Source organism: Amycolatopsis sp. GM8 (assembly GCF_021653975.1).
Lineage (GTDB): Bacteria > Actinomycetota > Actinomycetes > Mycobacteriales > Pseudonocardiaceae > Amycolatopsis_E.
This window is the reverse complement of sequence record NZ_JAJKFK010000006.1, coordinates 451,985-467,415: the sequence shown is the minus strand read 5'-3', so window position 1 is coordinate 467,415 and position 15,431 is coordinate 451,985. Positions and strand designations below refer to the sequence as shown.

12 protein-coding genes are annotated in these 15,431 nt (G+C 69.2%); 4 read left to right on the top strand and 8 right to left on the bottom strand.

Going from position 1 to position 15,431, the window contains the following annotated elements:
- Window positions 1-10: 10 nt before the first annotated feature.
- Together LOZ83_RS28500 and LOZ83_RS28495 are read right to left on the bottom strand one after the other, a co-directional pair.
- On the bottom strand, window positions 11-1,198 hold the full coding sequence (locus LOZ83_RS28500; protein ID WP_236794787.1) for an acyl-CoA dehydrogenase family protein: 1,188 nt from the start codon (window positions 1,196-1,198) through the stop codon (window positions 11-13).
- Window positions 1,195-3,381 carry a thiamine pyrophosphate-dependent enzyme gene (locus tag LOZ83_RS28495; RefSeq protein WP_236794786.1) on the bottom strand — a complete coding sequence of 729 codons (2,187 nt, stop codon included), beginning with the start codon at window positions 3,379-3,381 and terminating at the stop codon, window positions 1,195-1,197. The genes LOZ83_RS28500 and LOZ83_RS28495 overlap by 4 nt, the downstream gene beginning before the upstream one ends.
- Before the next feature lie 197 nt (window positions 3,382-3,578).
- Between LOZ83_RS28495 and LOZ83_RS28490 the strand changes: the two genes are divergently transcribed.
- Window positions 3,579-4,700 carry a Glu/Leu/Phe/Val dehydrogenase gene (locus LOZ83_RS28490; RefSeq protein ID WP_236794785.1) on the top strand — a complete coding sequence of 374 codons (1,122 nt, stop codon included), beginning with the start codon at window positions 3,579-3,581 and terminating at the stop codon, window positions 4,698-4,700.
- Window positions 4,701-4,710: 10 nt separating this feature from the next.
- Window positions 4,711-5,454, top strand: coding sequence for an aspartate/glutamate racemase family protein (locus tag LOZ83_RS28485; RefSeq protein WP_236794784.1), 744 nt, complete (start codon window positions 4,711-4,713; stop codon window positions 5,452-5,454).
- Here the strand turns inward: LOZ83_RS28485 and LOZ83_RS28480 are convergent.
- Window positions 5,409-6,914 carry an aldehyde dehydrogenase family protein gene (locus LOZ83_RS28480; protein ID WP_236794783.1) on the bottom strand — a complete coding sequence of 502 codons (1,506 nt, stop codon included), beginning with the start codon at window positions 6,912-6,914 and terminating at the stop codon, window positions 5,409-5,411. The genes LOZ83_RS28485 and LOZ83_RS28480 overlap by 46 nt on opposite strands.
- Window position 6,915: 1 nt before the next feature.
- Window positions 6,916-7,998, bottom strand: a complete 1,083-nt coding sequence (locus LOZ83_RS28475) for a saccharopine dehydrogenase family protein (protein ID WP_236794782.1) — start codon at window positions 7,996-7,998, stop codon at window positions 6,916-6,918.
- A gap of 66 nt (window positions 7,999-8,064) precedes the next feature.
- On the opposite strand from LOZ83_RS28475, the gene LOZ83_RS28470 reads away from it, so the two are divergent.
- Window positions 8,065-8,985 carry a LysR family transcriptional regulator gene (locus LOZ83_RS28470; RefSeq protein ID WP_236794781.1) on the top strand — a complete coding sequence of 307 codons (921 nt, stop codon included), beginning with the start codon at window positions 8,065-8,067 and terminating at the stop codon, window positions 8,983-8,985.
- Here the strand turns inward: LOZ83_RS28470 and LOZ83_RS28465 are convergent.
- Genes LOZ83_RS28465 through LOZ83_RS28450 form a run of 4 tightly spaced genes read right to left on the bottom strand, consistent with a single transcriptional unit; the run spans window position 8,970 to window position 14,246 of the window.
- Window positions 8,970-10,580, bottom strand: a complete 1,611-nt coding sequence (locus LOZ83_RS28465) for an amidohydrolase family protein (protein ID WP_236794780.1) — start codon at window positions 10,578-10,580, stop codon at window positions 8,970-8,972. The genes LOZ83_RS28470 and LOZ83_RS28465 overlap by 16 nt on opposite strands.
- 11 nt (window positions 10,581-10,591) lie before the next feature.
- Entirely contained in the window at window positions 10,592-11,713 is a 1,122-nt protein-coding gene (locus LOZ83_RS28460) for a substrate-binding domain-containing protein (protein WP_236794779.1), read from the bottom strand.
- Window positions 11,710-12,747, bottom strand: coding sequence for an ABC transporter permease (locus tag LOZ83_RS28455; RefSeq protein WP_236794778.1), 1,038 nt, complete (start codon window positions 12,745-12,747; stop codon window positions 11,710-11,712). Before LOZ83_RS28455 ends, LOZ83_RS28460 begins: the two co-directional genes overlap by 4 nt.
- Window positions 12,744-14,246 (bottom strand): sugar ABC transporter ATP-binding protein, encoded by a 1,503-nt coding sequence (locus LOZ83_RS28450; RefSeq protein WP_236794777.1) that lies wholly within the window; start codon window positions 14,244-14,246, stop codon window positions 12,744-12,746. Before LOZ83_RS28450 ends, LOZ83_RS28455 begins: the two co-directional genes overlap by 4 nt.
- A 249-nt stretch (window positions 14,247-14,495) precedes the next feature.
- Here LOZ83_RS28450 and LOZ83_RS28445 point away from each other — a divergent pair, with 249 nt between their 5' ends.
- The gene (locus LOZ83_RS28445) at window positions 14,496-15,401 is read left to right on the top strand and encodes a MurR/RpiR family transcriptional regulator (RefSeq protein WP_236794776.1); all 906 of its coding nucleotides are present in this window, start codon (window positions 14,496-14,498) and stop codon (window positions 15,399-15,401) included.
- Window positions 15,402-15,431 lie beyond the last annotated feature (30 nt).

The following is a 15,431-nucleotide window of genomic DNA, read 5'->3' as shown; positions in this document are numbered from 1 at the left end:
CGCCCGCTCGTCACCGGAACGCCGGCAGGCCGGTCATGGCCTCGCCGATGACGAGGGTGTGCATCTCGACCGTCCCTTCGTAGGTGAGGACGGATTCGAGGTTGTTCATGTGGCGGATGACGGGATACTCCAGCGAGATCCCGTTCGCGCCGAGGATGGTGCGGGCCGTCCGGCAGATCTCGAGCGCCTCGCGCACGTTGTTGAGCTTGCCGAGGCTCACCTGCGTCGGGTGCAGCGTGCCGGCGTCCTTGCGCCGGCCGAGGTGCAGCGCGAGCAGCATGCCCTTGACGTACTCCAGGTTCATGTCCGCCAGCTTCTGCTGGGTCAGCTGGAACGCCCCGATCGGCCGCCCGAACTGCTCCCGCTCCGTCGCGTAGGACAGCGCCGCCTCCAGACACGAACGAGCGGCGCCGAGAGCGCCCCACACGATCCCGTAGCGCGCCTCGTTGAGGCAGCTCAGCGGCCCACGGAGGCCCCGGACCTCGGGGAACGCGCACTCGCCGGGAACGCGGACGCCGTCGAGCACCAGTTCGCTGGTGACCGAGGCCCGCAGCGACAGCTTGTGCTTGATCATCGGCGCGGAGAATCCGGGGCTGTCGGTGGGGACGGCGAACCCCCGGATGCCCTCGTCCGTCTGCGCCCACACGACGGCCACGTCGGCGACCGAACCGTTGGTGATCCACATCTTGCGACCGTCGAGCACCCAGTCACCACCGTCGCGCCGGGCGCGGGTCAGCATGCTGCCGGGGTCCGATCCGCGGTCGGGCTCGGTGAGGCCGAAACAGCCGATCAGGTCGCCGGCGGCCATCCCGGGGAGCCAGCGCTGCTTGGTCTCCTCATTGGCCCACTTCCAGATGGCGAACATCGCGAGCGAGCCCTGGACCGAGACGAGCGAGCGGATGCCCGAGTCGACCGCTTCGAGTTCGACGCAGGTCAATCCGTAGCTGGTGGCGCTCATCCCGGCGCACCCGTAGCCCTCCAGGTGCATCCCGAGCACGCCCAGCTTGCCCAGATCCTTGGCCAGGCCACGGATATCCGGGATCTCGCCCGACTCGAACCATTCGGCGACATGGGGCTGGATCTCGGCCTGGCACATCGCGCGGACGGAGGCGCGGACCTCCTTCTCCTCGGGGGTCAGAAGATCATCGATCCCGGCGAGATCGAGGGGACGGGGAGCTGTGGCCTTGGTCGCGTTCATTTTTCTCCTAGCTCGGTGGCCGCCCGGACGATGTCATTCTCGGACAGCAGGACGTGCTGTGCGGACGGTCCTAAGGGGACGAAGCTGTCCACGCTGTTCACCCGGCCGACACGCCCTTCGTACCCTTCGTCGATCAGGGTGGCCACGACCGACTCCGCGACGCCTCCGCTCTTGCGGGTCTCGTCGACGACCAGGACCTTCGGATGGCGTGTGGCGATGCGGACGATTTCGCCGACCGGCAGCGGCGAGAGCCATTGGAGATCGACGATCGTGGTCTCGATTCCCGACCGGGCAAGGCGTTCGGCGGCCAGGAGGCTCATCCGCACCCCGTTCCCGAACGTCAGGATAAGCAGATCGCCGCCGTCGCGCACGGTCCTCACATGCCCCAACTCGGACGACGAGTCCGCGGGCCACTGCATCGGTGGCGCGTACGACGCAGTCCACGCCGCATCGCCGTCGTGCAGGTCTCGCTGGTGGTACAGCGCGATCGGCTCGACGAAGACGCACACCCTGCCCTCCGCCATGGCCAGGCCCGCACACTGCCGGAGCAACCCCGGAGCCGACGACGGATGACTCGGCACGGCGACGATCAGACCGGGGATGTCGCGCAGCACCGCCAGCGAGTTGTCGTTGTGGAAGTGACCCCCGAATCCGCGCTGGTAAGCGAGTCCCGCCACCCGGACGACCATGCCGTTTTCGTACTGCCCGTCCGAGAAGAAGCGGAGCGTGGCGCCCTCACCGCGGAGCTGGTCCTCGGCGTTGTGCAGGTAGGCGAGGTACTGGATCTCCGGGATGGGCAGGAAACCCGCGAGGGACGCTCCGAGGGCCGTGCCGAGAATGGTCTGCTCGTCGAGCACGGTGTCGAAGACGCGATCGGGGCCGAAGGCCTTCAGCAGCCCGCGGGTGACGCCGTACACGCCCCCCTTGCGTCCTACATCCTCGCCGAAGACGAGCGACTGCGGATACGCCGCCATCACGTCCTTGAGGGCGGCATTGATCGACTGCGCCAGCGTCAGTGGCCCGCCGTCCTCGGGCATCTTGTCCCGGAAGCCACGGGACCGGACCTCGGACGACCGCGCGGCGTGCCGCGCGACCGCGACCGGGTCCCGGTGCACGATGGGCGCGACGACTTCCTCCGCGCCGCGCAGGTACTCCCTTGGCACCCGGTCGGCACTCGCGGCCACCGTGGCGCGAGCCGTCTCGTAGCGCTCGATGATCTCCGGAATCGTCAGGACGCGGGCGTCCAGCAATGCCTGCGCGGTCGCCAGCAAGGGATCGCGCGCGTACTCGCCCTCGATGTCCCGAACCGAGCGATAGGCGATCTCGGCGTCCGACCCGGCGTGGCCCATGAAACGGACCGTCTCCAGGTGCAGGATCGCGGGTCGCCGCTCCTGGCGGACGTACGCGGCGGCGTCTCCGGCTGTGCGCATCAACTCGATCGGCGCCGTCCCGCGAGCGTGGTAGTAGTCCACGCCGGGGAAGGACCGCAGCAGGTTTTCGACCCAGCCGGCCGGCGACCGCGTGCTGATGCCGATCCCGTTGTCCTCGCAGACGAACAGCAGCGGCAGCGGCAGCCGCCGATGGGCGCAGTACGCGGTGGCATTGAGCGCGCCCAAGGCGGTCGAGTGATTGGCCGAGGCGTCGCCGAAGCTGCACACGACAATGCTGTCCGCCGGCCACGCGGACTCGAAGTCGCGCCGGGCGGGTTTGTCCATGGCCAGCGCCACGCCGAAGGCTCTCGGCAGGTGGGAGGCGATCGTCGACGTCTGCGGGATCACGTTCAGCGCGACGCTGCCGAACACCTTGTGGCGGCCACCGGAAATCCCGTCGGCCGTCGAGGACATCGCGCCGCGGAGGATGTCGTCCGCGGCGGACACCCCGGGAACCTGGCTCGCGCGCGCCGCGTAGAAACCACCGGAGCGGTAGTGCAGGAGCGCGGGATCGGTCGGCCGGAGCGCGAGGGCGACCGCGGCGTTCGACTCGTGACCGGCGGAGGAGATCGTGTAGAAGGCCTGGCCGGCAGGCTGCAGCTGGCGGGCGGCGAAGTCGGTGTGGCGGCTCAGCGCCTGCGCGTCGAAGTACGCGAGCAGCTCCCTGCCCTGGTGGGGCGCCAGGACGAGGGGGGTATCTCCGCTGCACAACTCGCCGGCCCGGCGCACGAAGTGAGCGTCGATCGCTTCCATGGCTCAGCCTTTCCTTGGTCCGGTCCAGTCTGGTGCACGACCGGGCCGAGGGCGACGACCCCAGCGACAGTGATCCTTTTCCTACCGTGACAAACCGTCGACCTCAGGCGCTCGACCGGCTTTCGCGGGTGGCCGAGGCTGGATGAAGAGATCCCGTCGAGCGAAAGCCTGTGATCGCCCTGGACACCTTCGAACTGATGGACGAGTGGGGACCCGAGAAGGTCGTGTGCGTCTCCGACCGCCGTAGCGGGATGCGGGGAGTCCTCGTCATCGACAACACCGCGCGCGGCATGGGCAAGGGCGGCACCCGCATGAGCCCGACCCTCGATGTGCAGGAAGTGGCGCGGCTCGCCCGGACGATGACGTGGAAATGGGCCGCCTGCGACCTGTTCCACGGCGGCGCGAAGGCCGGCATCCTCGGCGATCCCGGCGCACCCGACAAGGAGGCCTTCCTGCGCGCGTTCGCGCGTGCCCTGTCGAACGAGGTCCCGTCGGAGTACGTCTTCGGGCTCGACATGGGTCTCAGCGAACAGGACGCCGCGATCTTCGTCGACGAGCTCGGCGACCGAGGGGCCGCCGTCGGGCTGCCGGCGAGCCTTGGCGGTCTCCCCTATGACCAGCTGGGCGTCACCGGATTCGGGGTCGCCGAGGCCACCGACGCGGCCGCCCAGGAGATCGGCCTCGAACTGCGTGGCGCGCGCGTCGCCCTCCAGGGCTTCGGCGCGGTGGGCCAGGCGGGTGCCGAGCGGCTCGCCGAGCTGGGCGCGGTCGTTACCGCGGTCTCGACCGCGCGGGGGGCCGTGGTGGACCCGGACGGACTCGACATCGCGAAGCTCTCCCAGCTGCGTGCCACACATGGCGACGACTGCGTCATCGAGTACGGGGGCCAGCCCGATCCGTCTGTCGTCCTCGGCGTCGACACCGACATCCTGATCCCGGCCGCGCGTGAGGACGTCATCGACAAGGACGTCGCGACCCGCACGACCGCACGGCTGATCGTCGAGGGCGCCAACCTCCCGACTACTCCGGTCGCCAAGCAGGTCCTCTTCGAACGCGGCGTCGTCCTCGTCCCGGATTTCATCGCCAATGCGGGCGGGGTCGTGGCCGCGGCGCACTCGATGGACGCCCGCCACTCCCCCTTCACCGTCGACCCCGCGACCGTGATGGCGATGGTGTCGAAGAAGATGCGCGACAACTCGGCCACAGTCGTACGCGAGAGCTTGGCCCGGCGGCTGCCGCCGCACGACGCCGCCCAGGAGATGGCGAAGGAACGGGTGCGCGCAGCCATGGCCGCCCGGGGCCAGATCGCCCGGAGCTGAGGAAAGCGAAATGACCGAGCGACCCCTGGTCGGGGTGTTGGGTGGCATGGGCCCCTTGGCGACGGCGGATTTCTATCAGAAGGTCATCGAGCTGACCCCCGCGACGCGGGACCAGGACCATGTCCGCCTGGCGATCTGGGCCGATCCCACCACACCGGACCGCACGACGGCGCTGCTGCGAGGCGGCCCCTCCCCCGTCTCCGGCCTGATCCGGGGATTGCTGTCCCTCGAAGCGTGCGGTGCCCAGGTCATCGCCATCCCCTGCAACACCGCGCACGCCTATCTCGCGGAACTCCGCGCGGCGAGCAGTACGCCCATTCTCGACATGATCGATCTGGCGGTGGCACGCACGCGGGAAACGAACCCGGCCGTCACGCGAATCGGGGTCCTGGCGACGCGCGGCACCCACGCCTCGGGCATGTACGACCGCGCGGCCGCCGCCCGGGGAATCGAACTCGTGCACCTGCGCGACGACCAGCAGAGCGACTACGTCGACACGGCGATCGCGATGGTCAAGAGCGGCCGCGACTTCGACGTCGCCGAATCACTCATCGCCAAGGCCGCTCGCGTATTGAGTGACGACGGGGCGGAAGCCGTGATAGCAGGCTGCACCGAGATCCCGCCGGCCGCCCGTGGCGCCGCGCGGGTGCTGCCCGTCGTCGACGCCACGAAGGCGCTGGCGCATCGTGTGGTCACCTGGGGGCTGGCTCAGCCGAACTCGACCCCTTGCGCGAGCGGCAGTTCCGTCGAGTAGTTGACGGTGTTGGTCGCCCGCCGCATGTACGCGCGCCAGGCGTCCGACCCGGACTCGCGTCCGCCGCCGGTCTCCTTCTCGCCGCCGAAGGCGCCGCCGATCTCGGCACCCGAGGGCCCGATGTTGACGTTGGCGATGCCGCAGTCCGAACCCACGACCGACAGGAACGTCTCGGCCTCGCGGACATCGAGCGTGAAGATCGACGACGACAGGCCTTGCAGCACCTCGTTGTGCAGGCGCAGCGCCTCGTCGAAGTCGTTGTAGGCCAGGACATAGAGCAGCGGCGCGAACGTCTCGGCCTTGACGATCTCGGTCTGCTTGGGCATGTCGACGATCGCGGGGTGGACGTAGTAGCCGCCACCCTCGACCTCCGCCCGGGCGCCGCCCAGGACGAGTTCGCCACCGTCACGCCGGGCGGCAGCGATGGCGTCGCCGAACGCGCGGAACGCCGTCTCGTCGATCAGCGGCCCGACGAGGGTCGAGGACTCCAGCGGTGAGCCGATCGGCAGCGTCTCGTACGCCGCCTTGAGTCGTGCCACGAGGTCGTCCTTGATCGACTCGTGCACGATGATCCGGCGCAGCGACGTGCACCGCTGGCCGGCCGTGCCGACCGCGGAGAACACGATGCCGCGCACCGCGAGATCGAGGTCGGCCGACGGGGCGACGATCGCGGCGTTGTTGCCGCCCAATTCGAGCAGGGTGCGGCCCAGCCGCGCGGCCACCCGGGGCGCGACCTGCTTGCCCATCCGGGTCGAGCCGGTCGCCGAGACGAGCGGCACGCGCGGGTCGTCGACCAGCACTTCACCGATCGCGCGGTCACCGACCAGGACGGCGGAAAGGCCGGCCGGCACCCCGGCGCGCCGGCCGGCCTCCAGCAGCAGCGCCTGGCAGCCGAGCGCCGTGAGGATCGTCTTCTCCGAGGGCTTCCACACCACGGCGTCGCCGCACACGAACGCCAGCGCGGCATTCCACGACCACACCGCGACGGGGAAGTTGAACGCCGAGATCACGCCGACGACACCGAGCGGGTGCCACTGCTCCATCATCCGGTGGCCGGGGCGCTCGGTGGCGATCGTCAGGCCGTGCAGCTGGCGCGACAGCCCGACCGCCAGATCGCAGATGTCGATCATCTCCTGGACCTCGCCGAGACCCTCGGAGACGATCTTGCCCGCCTCGATCGAGACCAGGGCGCCGAGATCGTCCTTGTGCTCGCGCAACAGCTCACCCAATTCGCGGACGAATCGCCCCCGCACGGGCGCCGGCACGGTGCGCCACTGCTGGAACGCCGCGTGGGCGCTGCCGATGACGTCGGCGGCCTGCTCCGCTGTGTGTGAGCGGAGCCTGCCCAGCTCGCCGCCGTCGATCGGCGACCGGCACACCAGGTCGCCGTCGTCGGCGAAGGGGTCGCCGGCGCCGAGGCGCCGGAGGATTTCCTGGGTGCGGGTGGCGATACCGGTCATGTCAGATCCGTCCCTGTTCAACGAAATGGCGTCCTGCCTGGGTGGAGAAAAGCTGTTCGAGCGTGATGTCCTCTTGCCGGATGAAGCCGGTCCTGGGAAGCACGCCCCCGGCGACCAGTTCCACGACGCTGACGGCCGAGGCCGCGGTGGTCCACGAGATCGCCCGCCACGCGCGCCCGGAGATTTCGAGCGGCTTGTAGCCGCGGACGTAGTTCTCGCGCACCGGGGCGCCCTGCTTGACGCCCTCGACGGCGGCATGGATGTAGACGATGTCGTCGCTGACCGGGGGCTTCGCGTCGACCAGCAGCTTGCCCACCAGCTCGCGCCGGTCGCGAAGATTGAGCTCGTCGAACAGGAACCGCATCTGGTCGAAATGCCCGGGGTAGCGCAGCGTCTTGTAGTCGAGGCGCTGCACCGAGCCCTCGTAGGTCTGGCACATCGTGCCGAGTCCGCCGGAGGTCAGCGCGGCCTCCAGCTCGACACCGCCGATCAGCACGCGCTCCTGCTCGGTCATGGCCGGCACCATCTGGCGGCGGCCGGAGCGAAGGACCTCGCAGTCGTTGAGGTACTCGTTGACGACACCCTCGGCCGACCAGTTGATCGCGTACCCGAGCATTCCCGTCGGGTTCTGTGGCAATGCGCCGACCGTGAGCTCGATCGAGCGGATCTCGTCGAAGGTCCTGGCGATCGAGGCGCCGATGATGCCGATCAGGCCGGGCGCGAGACCGCACTGGGGCACGAAGGCCGAAGACGGCTTGGCGGCGGCGAGCTCGATGACCCGGTTGGTCGTCGGGACGTCCTCGGTCAGGTCGAAGTAGTGCACTTCCGAGTCGGAGGCGGCCTCGGCGACCTCGATGTTGAGGTTGAACGGCAGGCAGCACACGACGGCGTCGACATCGCGTAGGGCCGCACGCAGCCCCTGCCCGTCGTGCACGTCGAGCGGTTTGACCGCGAACCCGAGGTCGTCACGGGGCGCCGCGTCGTAACCGACGACCTTGAATCCCGACTCGCCCAGCATGACGGCGACCAGCTCGCCGACCTTGCCGAGCCCGAACACCGCGACCTGCTTGATGGTGCGTTCCACGCGTACAACCTCCTGCTTATAGCGTAGCTATGATTGACATAAGTTGGTCTAACGTCTGGAGTGCCGATGCCGCCACGCCCACTGCCCGACGTCACCCGGCTCCGGCTGCTGGACCAGGTGGCCCGCCGGGGATCGCTCGCGGGCGCGGCCCGTGCCATGGGGATCACCGCTTCCGCGGTGTCCCAGCAGATCAGCATCCTGGAGCGCGAGACGGGGGCGAGCCTGCTGGACCGGGGCCCGCGGGGTGTCACGCTGACCGGCGCCGGCGACGCCCTCGTTGAGCGAGCCCGCGCGATCCTGTCGCTCCTGGAGGAAACGCGGACCACGATGGACCAGCTGGGCGGCGACCTGGCGGGCAACGTCCGGATGGCGTCGATCGCGTCGGCCGCGGTCTCGATCGTCCTGCCCGCCGCCGAACGGCTGCGGGCCGCGCACCCGCAGATCAAGCTGTCCGTCACGGCCGAGGAGCCCGTGGCGAGTATCGAGAAGGTCGTCGACGGCACGTACGACCTCGCCGTGATCGACCTCTACGACCACGTGCCGGTCCCCTTTCCGGACTTCCTGCACGTGCGCGAGATCCTTTCCGAGCCGCTCGTTTTGGTGACCCCCAAGGGATTCCTGGCTCGCAAGCGCCTCGGGCTCACCGACCTGCAGGACGCCGACTGGGTGATGCCGTCGTCGGCCGCGGCCTGCGGCGCCGCTGTGCGCTACGCGTGCCGGGCGGTCGGTTTCGATCCTCGGGTGCGCTGGGAGACCGATGATCTGCTCCTGCTCGTGGAAGCCGTGTCACGTCGTCAAGGGGTCACGCTGCTGCCCCGGCTCGCGGTGGCGGACAGCGCGGCGCCCGTCACGGTGCGATCCCTCGACAACCCCGCGCTGCACCGCCGCATCCTCACGATCTGCCGCACGACCACCCGCGACCGTCCGGTCGTGCAGGCGATCCTCCGCGAACTGGAGCGCCGGCCGGTGGGTCAGACCGCCCGGTGATAGGTGTCCCGGCCGCGCCGGAGCGCGTGCCCCGCGCGGACTTCCGAGGTGACGCCGTCGCGCACGGTGAAGACCCCGTTGACGAGGACATGCGGGATGCCGATCGGTGTCGTGCGCGGGTTGTCATAGGTGGCGGTGTCGATGACAGTGCCGGCGTCGAACGCGACGAGGTCGGCGGCGTAGCCCTCGGCGACGAGACCCCGGTCCTTGAGCTTGAGCACCCGCGCCGGCACCGAGGTCATGTGGGCGATGCATTCCTCTAGCCGCAGGATGCCGCGCTCACGCACGTAGTGACCCAGATAGCGCGGGAACGTGCCCCAGCCACGAGGGTGCGGCTTCTGACCGCGCAGCGCGCCGTCCGAGCCGGCCGTGAACGCCGCGTGCTGCATCATGTTCGCGACATGCTGCTCATGGCCCATGTGGATCAGGGTCATGGTGTCGAGCTCGTCGGCGATCAGCAGGTCGAAGTAGAACTCCGCGGTGGGCCGCCCGGCCGACGCCGCCGCGTCGTCCACGCGCATCCCGACCCACTGCTGCCCGGTCTTGCTCGACCCTATTTCGAACAGGTGCCAGCCCATCGGCACGCCGTAGGCACCGTCGGAACCGGTGACCTCCATTTCGTGCGTGATCTTGCGCCTCGCGTCCGGATCGCGCAGGAGACGCAGGGTTTCCTCGGGACCACCGGCGTGCACCCAGCTGGGCAGCATCGCCGCCAGCATGGTGTTGGCCTGGTCATAGGGAAGGATGTCGAACGAAATCTCGACCCCGCGCCGCCCGGCGTCGTCGATCAACCGGATCAGATCGCGGTCACGGCCGAAGTTCTCCGGGAAGTCGATCTCGGCGTGCGCCAGATGCAGCGCGCAGCCACTGGCCTCGGAGATCTCGACGACCTCCTGGTACGCCTCGTACGCGAGGTGGCCATAACTGCGCTGGTGCGTGTCGTGGAACCCGCCGAGTTCCGCCACGACCTCGCAGATCGCGATGAGCTCGGCCTTGTCGGCGAACGAACCGGGCGGATAGGTGAGCCCGGTCGACACGCCCACGGCGCCTTCGGCCATCCCGGTGCGCACCAGGTCCCGCATCGCCTGGAGTTCCCCGGGAGTGGGCTTCCGCTGGTCGTAGCCCATGACGAGGCCCCGCACGTTGCTCAGCGGCACCACGTACGCCTGGTTGGCCTGCACACCCCGGTCGATCACGTCGAGGTACTCCCCGACCGTCTCCCACGAGCTGTCGGTGTCGTCGACCGGGCCGTAGATCGACTCGACCATCAACGGGAGCCGGAACTCCCCCTCGCGCCGCATGGGCGCGAGGGAGAGCCCGTCCTGGCCCGCCAGCTCGGTGGTCACACCTTGGGCGAGCTTCGCGGAGTGGTCACCGGGCTGGATGACGGTCATGTCCGAGTGCGGATGCATGTCGATGAAGCCAGGACAGACCGTCAGCCCGTCGACGTCGACGACCTCGGCGCCCGGCGGGACCCGCTTGACGTCGAGGGACAGCTCGCTGATGCGGCCGTCCTTGATCGCGAGGTGCCCGCGGAAGGCGGAAGTGCCCGTGCCATCGGCGATCGAGGCGTTTTTCAGGACCACGTCGTTCATATCAGCAGCTCCTACTTGCCGTACGACTCGAGAATCCCACGGCCGAACAGGTACTTGTTCGACTCCACCGGCTGCGGCAGCGCCTTCGGCGACGACAGGTCGTCGGTGTAGTAGTCGCCGATAGTGCTCTTTGTGAGGGCGACGAACGGCAGCTCCGTGAGCTCCGGCGGCTTCACGCCGGCGGCCACGGCGTCCGCCATCGCGACGGCGTAGTAACCCCACACGGACACCAGTGCATCGATCTCACCGATCCACTGTGGATTGTCGCGCAACTGCTTCAGGGCCGTCTCGCTACCGCCCTCCCCGATGACCACCGAGGTCTTGTCACGACCGGCCTCGGCGATCGCCCGCCATCCGCCGCTCGCGGTGTCGTCGTTGACCGACGAGAAGATGATGTTCTGGTCCTTCGGGATGTTCTGCAGCGCCGCCTGCACGGCCGCGAACGAACTGTCCAGGGTGTTACCGCCGTCCACGACGATCGCGTTCGCGGCGATGCGGGTGGTGCTCTCCTTGAAGTCGTCCGCCGAGATCTTCGTGAAACCGGGGACCTTGTCGGCGACCGTCAGATAGGTGTAGCGGACGGTGTCGTTGACCTCGACCCCGCCACGAGCGGAGTTGGCCAGCAGGATGGTCGTGTTGGAACCGTTCCAGCCGTTCTTGGTCGCGTAGTCGGCGGCGAGCTGCCCGGCCGCCGTGCCCAGGTTCTTGTTGATGACGTTGAGCCACGGGCAGCCGTCGACGGGGACGTTCAGGGCGATGCACTTCGCTCCGGCACGGTCGAACACGGTGAACAACGACTTGCCGATCGCCTTGTCGGGGCTGTACTCGATGGCGACGTCGGGCTTGTCCTGGACCATTAGCTGCGCGTTCTGCAGCGTCGTCTCCGCGGCACCCTTGTTGTCGTACAGCTTCGCGTCGATCCCCGCCGCCGCGGCCGATTTCTTGACCGCCGTGGTGATCGGGGCGAACAGCGGGGAGCTGTCGGCGTAGTTCGCGTAGGCGATTTTCAGGTCCTTCTTCGCGCCACCGCCTTCGGTCTGGGCTCCGGTGCCCGATCCGCCACACGCCGCTGTCACCAGCAGCAACGCCGTGGACGCCGTCAGCGCCCCCCAACGCCGTCCGTTCCTGTTCATACCGCTGTCCTTTCGACTCGTGGTGGACGTTCTGATTTCTTCCGCCTGCCGGGGAGCTTCATCTGGGCCATCGAGACGGCGATCAGCAGCACGAACCCCGTCGCGACGAGCTGGTAGAAGGCGGACACCTCGAGCAGCGCGAGACCGTTGCGCAGGGTGCCGATGATGACGATGCCGAGCAGCGTGCCGGGCACCCCGCCGATCCCGCCGTGCAGCGACGCTCCCCCGAGCACGGCGGCCGTGATCGAGGTCAGCGTCATGTCGGCGCCGATCGACGGCGACCCGGCCAGGAGCTGGCTCGACAGCACGATGCCCGCGAGCGCGGCCAGCGTCGCCGAGATCGCGAACGCGCTGGTCTTCGTCAGATCGGCCCGCATGCCGGCCAGGCGGGCGGCTTCGGGGCCACCGCCGACCGCGTACAGCGCGCGCCCCGGGATCGTCCACTTGAGATAGACGAACAGTGCCGCCGCGATGCCGATGAACACGAGCACGAACACCGGGACCCCGAACGGTGTCGAGTCGGCCAGGAAGCCGGCGCCCGCCGACTCGAGGGGCACCGTGTTGCCGTCCGTGACGACGAACGCGAAGCCCTGGCAGATCGACATCGTGCCGAGCGTTGCGATCAACGGGTTCACCTTGAGCTTCGTGACGATCAGGCCGTTCACCGTGCCGATGAGCGCGCCGGCCACGAGGACGACGACGCACACGAGGAACGTCGACATGCCCGTGTTGGCCAGGGACACGAAGATCACGGCCGACAGCGGCACGACCCCGCTGATCGAGATGTCGAAACCGCCGGCCAGCAGCACGATCATCTGACCGAGCGTGACGAGACCGAGGACGGCGACCTGGGTCGCCACCACTCCGGCGTTGCCCGCGGTCAGGAACCGGTCGGTGCTCGCAGCGAAGTAGACGATGAGCAAGACGCACAACGTCCCCGCGCCGACCATCACCGGCGAGGGCCTGGCTCGTTCGGCCAGGGCCCGGCCGAGGTTGCCCACGGTGATGCCGCCGGAATCCGCCGCACCGCTCATGTCGAACTCCCTTTCGCGAGATTGAGTGCCGTTGTCATCGCGTCGCCCCGCAGATCGCCCACCACGCGCCCGTGCCGGAACACGAGCATCCGGTCGGCGAGCTGCAGCGCCTCCTCGAAGTCGGAGGTCGACACGATGGCGGTCGCGCCCTGCTGGGCGTAGTCACGCAGGATCCGGTGGATCTCGTCGCGGGCACCGATGTCGACGCCTCGCGTCGGCTCCTGAAGCACCAGAACCCGCGGCTGGAGGCCGAGCCGTCCGGCGAGGAGGACCTTCTGCTGGTTGCCACCGCTGAGCTCGGACACCAGCTGACGCGGGGAGGCCACCCGGATCCGGTAGGCCGCGATCGCCTCGCGCGCCAGCCGTGCCTCCGCGCGCGGGCGGCGCCACATCCCCGCCGACGTCCGCCCGCGCACGTGCAGGACGAGGTTTTCTTCCACGGACAGGTGCATCATGAGGCCCTGGCGGCGCCGGTCCGGCGGGACATAGGCGATGCCCGAGCGCCGGGCCTGCTTGGGCCCGCGTGGCCGGCCGACGACCGTGCCGTCGACACTCATCGAGCCGTGCTCGGCCGGCCGGGCGCCCGCCAGTCCCTCCGCGAGGAGGTCGCTGCCGCTGCCGCGGAGGCCGTACAGCACCGTGACCTCGCCGGCCAGGAAGTCGAGCGACGTGTCCTCGATCAGGCTCGTCCCGGATCGCCACCCCTGGATCCCGAGCCCGACCGCGCGGTCGGCGCCGGCCTTGCGCTGCCCCACACTCACCTGGAACGGCCGGCCCAGCATCGACTCGAGGAGTTCCTCGCGGGTCGTCTCGGCGGTCTGGACGGTCTCGACGATGCGCCCGTCGCGGAAGACGTGCACCTGGTCGCTGCCGTCGAGCACCTCGTCGAGCCGGTGTGAAACGAACGTTACGGAGGTTCCGTCCGCCGCGAGCCGCCGGACGGCCGCGAACAGCCGCGCGCTCTCGTCCTCGGTCAGCGAGGACGTCGGCTCGTCGAGCACGATCGCCCGGGCGCCGATCCTCAGTGCCTTGAGGATTTCGACCATCTGCACGTCGGCCAGCGCGAGGTCCCGCATCTTCTGCCGCATCGAGAGGTCGAAACCGAACCGGTCGGCCTGGGCCTGCGCCGCCGCGATGACCGATCGCCGGCTGGTGAGGCCGTGCCGGTGCGGCGCCCAGCCCAGCGTGATGTTCTCGGCGACGGTCAGGTCCGGGACGAAGGCGAGCTCCTGCGGGATCAGGTAGATGCCCAGGGCGTGCGCGCCGCGCGGCCCCGCGATGGTCACCGGCGCCCCGTCGATCAGCACCTGGCCGGTGTCGGGGGTCTCGAGCCCGCACAGGATCTTGGCCGCGGTGGACTTGCCGGCGCCGTTCTCGCCGAGCAGCGCGGCGACCCGCCCGCGGTGCAGCGGAAGGTCGGCGTCGATCAGTGCCCGGGTCGACCCGTAGGTCCTGGAAACCCCGGCGAGGGCGATGTCCGGCTGTTCGTTGTCGGTCACGTCCTGACCTTCCACCGTCACGAAATGGATGTTTCGCAGACTAGCAGTCTGCGCGAGTTTGGCACTAGAATTTCAGAAGTTTACTTAACTGAAACCGTCGCTCCGGCGACTTCTGAAGGATGGACGTCTTGCCCCATGCGGGGCTCGTGCCGTTCCAGACTTCCGGGGTCTCCGCCGTGTCGGAACGTTCATTTCGGCGGTGCGCCTAGACTCTTGCCCGACCTCACCACTCCTGAAAGAGCCAGCACAGTGCCTGAAGATGACCGCCAGCCCGCCGCGGCGGAGTTCAAGCCCGGCGCCGTCGAGAGTGTCTCCGTAGCCGAACGGATCCGAGCCGCGATGGCCGATGTCTCGCCCACCGAGAAACGGGTGGCGCGCGCGTTGCTGTCGAAGTATCCGACCGCGGGCCTCGAGTCGACCGCGGCTCTCGCCGAGCGAGCCGGGGCGAGCCCGCCGACGGTGGTCCGTTTCATCGCGCGCCTCGGGGTCGGGGGTTACCGCGACTTCCAGCAACTGCTGCGCGAGGAGGTCCAGCAGCGCCGGGCCTCACCGCTCACCCAGCTGCCCCGGCTCGACGTCGAGTCGCCCAGCAGTGACCTGCAGGCGGTGAGCATCGAGGTGTTCGAGCACGAGATCTCCAATACGCTCGCCGCGCTCCCCCTCAGCGAACTCGGCGCCGCGGTCGATCTGCTGGCGGCCAAGCAGCACCGCATCACCGGTATCGGCGGCCGCTTCTCCCATCTGCTGGCCGAATACCTCGATCTGCACCTGCGCGTCATGCGGCCGGACACCCGCACCCACGCGCCCTCGCCCCATCGCGACGGGCCCCTCGTGCTCGACGCGTCGCGGCGGGATGTGTTCGTGATCTTCGACTTCCGGCGCTACCAGCGCGACGTGGTCGATCTGGCCCGCACGCTCAATGACAAGGGCGCGCAGATCCTGCTCGTCACCGATCCCTGGCTTTCGCCGGTGGCGGAGGTCGCCACCGTGGTCCTGCCCGCGCGCGTGCAGGGACCCAGCCCGTTCGACAGCCTCGTCTCGGCCACCGCCCTGGTCGAGGTCCTGGTCGCGGGTGTGCACGCCAAGCTCGGCGCGTCCGCGGCCGAGCGCATCCGCCGGACCGACAAGCTGGCCGGCGACATCTCACTACCATGAATTACTTGTTTCACATGCGTTGAGAACTTC

Excerpts from the sequence above, each read along its gene's own strand:
- LOZ83_RS28500 (WP_236794787.1), bottom strand. The coding sequence starts at position 1,198 with ATGAACGCGACCAAGGCCACAGCTCCCCGTCCCCTCGATCTCGCCGGG.
- LOZ83_RS28495 (WP_236794786.1), bottom strand. The coding sequence starts at position 3,381 with ATGGAAGCGATCGACGCTCACTTCGTGCGCCGGGCCGGCGAGTTGTGC.
- LOZ83_RS28490 (WP_236794785.1), top strand. The coding sequence starts at position 3,579 with ATGGACGAGTGGGGACCCGAGAAGGTCGTGTGCGTCTCCGACCGCCGT.
- LOZ83_RS28485 (WP_236794784.1), top strand. The coding sequence starts at position 4,711 with ATGACCGAGCGACCCCTGGTCGGGGTGTTGGGTGGCATGGGCCCCTTG.
- LOZ83_RS28480 (WP_236794783.1), bottom strand. The coding sequence starts at position 6,914 with ATGACCGGTATCGCCACCCGCACCCAGGAAATCCTCCGGCGCCTCGGC.
- LOZ83_RS28470 (WP_236794781.1), top strand. The coding sequence starts at position 8,065 with ATGCCGCCACGCCCACTGCCCGACGTCACCCGGCTCCGGCTGCTGGAC.
- LOZ83_RS28465 (WP_236794780.1), bottom strand. The coding sequence starts at position 10,580 with ATGAACGACGTGGTCCTGAAAAACGCCTCGATCGCCGATGGCACGGGC.
- LOZ83_RS28460 (WP_236794779.1), bottom strand. The coding sequence starts at position 11,713 with ATGAACAGGAACGGACGGCGTTGGGGGGCGCTGACGGCGTCCACGGCG.
- LOZ83_RS28455 (WP_236794778.1), bottom strand. The coding sequence starts at position 12,747 with ATGAGCGGTGCGGCGGATTCCGGCGGCATCACCGTGGGCAACCTCGGC.